The following is a 1621-nucleotide window of genomic DNA, read 5'->3' on the forward strand; positions in this document are numbered from 1 at the left end:
GGTTGATTTTCAATCTCAACGCAACAGCTTGAACGGACCCCGCGTTTCCGCAGCTAGCGCAACGCGGAACTAGCTCCCGGCACCTGGCCGTCGCCTCGTTTCCGCAGGTGGAGAGGCTGTGGAGGCCGGCGTCCCCGCCCTGCCGCGGCATGCTCCGCCAGCCCGCCGCGCAGCCGCTCCGGACTCAGCGCAACGGGCCCTCCGGCCCATGCCCTGGCGCGCCGGCTATCCCGCCAGCGGCCCCTCGCCCCTCGCGGCCCTGGCCCTGTCGATGCAGCCGGGCGTGAGGTCGAGCTCGCCGGGCGCCAGCTCCTCCACCCCGAACGCGTCCATGAGGGCGGAGGCGTCCTCCCCGAGGGCCATCCGCAGCACGCGCGCCGGCGTCAGGAACCCGAGCGCCCCCCTCGGTTCGGAGTTCACCTGCGACATGAGCAGCGCGCAGTCCGCCGCCGTCAGCCGGTCGAACCTGACCCCGGCGCCCTTGGGCAGCAGCTTTCTGATCTCCACGTGGTTCTTCTCGCACGCGCCCTTCTGTTGGCTCTGCCGGGGGTCGCAGTAGAAGAGCCTGGTCTCGCCGTCGCGCTCGCCGAGCAGCGCCGCGATGGCGCCCTCGTCGGCGAACTCGCTCCCGTTGTCGGTGAGCACGGCGCCGAAGGCGCGCCTCGCGCCGTCCTCGCCGAGGACCCCGCGCAGGGACGAGAGCGCCGCGAGGACCGAGGCGCACGAGCCGTCCGGCAGCGGCAGCGCCAGCTGGAAGCGGCTCGGGCGGTGCAGGAGCGTGAGGAGCCTGGCGGAGTCGCCCCTGGCGCCCTCGACGGTGTCCATCTCCCAGGCCGCGGCGCAGGCGTCCTCGCCGAGCGCGAGGAACGCCGCGTGCGACCTGCGGGCCGAGTGGTGCGTCGCCCTCTTCGGGGCCCGGTGCGACCTCGGCCTGTAGCCGACCTTGCGCCTGAGCTCCATGTTCGTCATGCCGTCGTAGCCGGCGTCCACCCACCTGTATACGGTGGAGGCGCTGAGGCCGGGGGTCGTCGCCGCTATCTGCTGCGGGGAGAGCCCGCGCGCGAGGCCGCCCCTGATGGCCGCGAGCTTGGCGGCGGCGCCCTCCTCGGTCTCGTCTATCCCGGATCTGCTCGACGAGAGCTCGGCGTCGGCTGCCTCCTGCGCCCTCCTGGCGCTGTAGAACACCCTGGGCCTCCTCGAGCAGCCGTAGCCCTTCCTGTGCGAGCAGCCGTTGCAGCACCTCGGCCATGCGGCGAGCCTGGGGCAGGCCCCCGAGAGGTCCTCGGGCGCGGGCTCGCCGTAGCGCGAGCGCGGCGCGGTGACGTAGCGGTGCGCCGCCACCTCCCTGGTCACGGTCGAGGGCGACCTGCCGAGCTCCGCGGCGATCTCGCGGGCGCTTCGGTTGCGGTCGAGCATTCTCTCGATCGCGTTCCTCTCGTGCCTCGTGAGCCTCCCGTACGACCTTCCGGACGGTCTCGGTCTGGACATGCCGGCCTCCCTCCATCGAGGGCCGGGGGATTCCGGCCCCTCTGGGGTTGCCTACCCGGATTCGCGCCTCAGGACTCAGCGCAACGCGTTGCGCTGAGTCCTGAGGCTGTTGCAATGAAAATGATAATCAAGG

At 72.1% G+C, this 1621-nt stretch carries 1 protein-coding gene; it reads right to left on the minus strand.

Annotation, left to right across the window (positions count from 1 at the left end; all coding sequences use genetic code 11):
* Positions 1-225: 225 nt before the first annotated feature.
* Positions 226-1488: an IS30 family transposase gene (locus PMX70_RS10085; protein ID WP_177816966.1), complete on the minus strand. Its 1263-nt coding sequence runs from the start codon at positions 1486-1488 to the stop codon at positions 226-228.
* Positions 1489-1621 lie beyond the last annotated feature (133 nt).

Origin of the sequence: Collinsella aerofaciens, assembly GCF_028206795.1 — a bacterium.
In the GTDB taxonomy this organism is placed as follows: domain Bacteria; phylum Actinomycetota; class Coriobacteriia; order Coriobacteriales; family Coriobacteriaceae; genus Collinsella; species Collinsella aerofaciens_AX.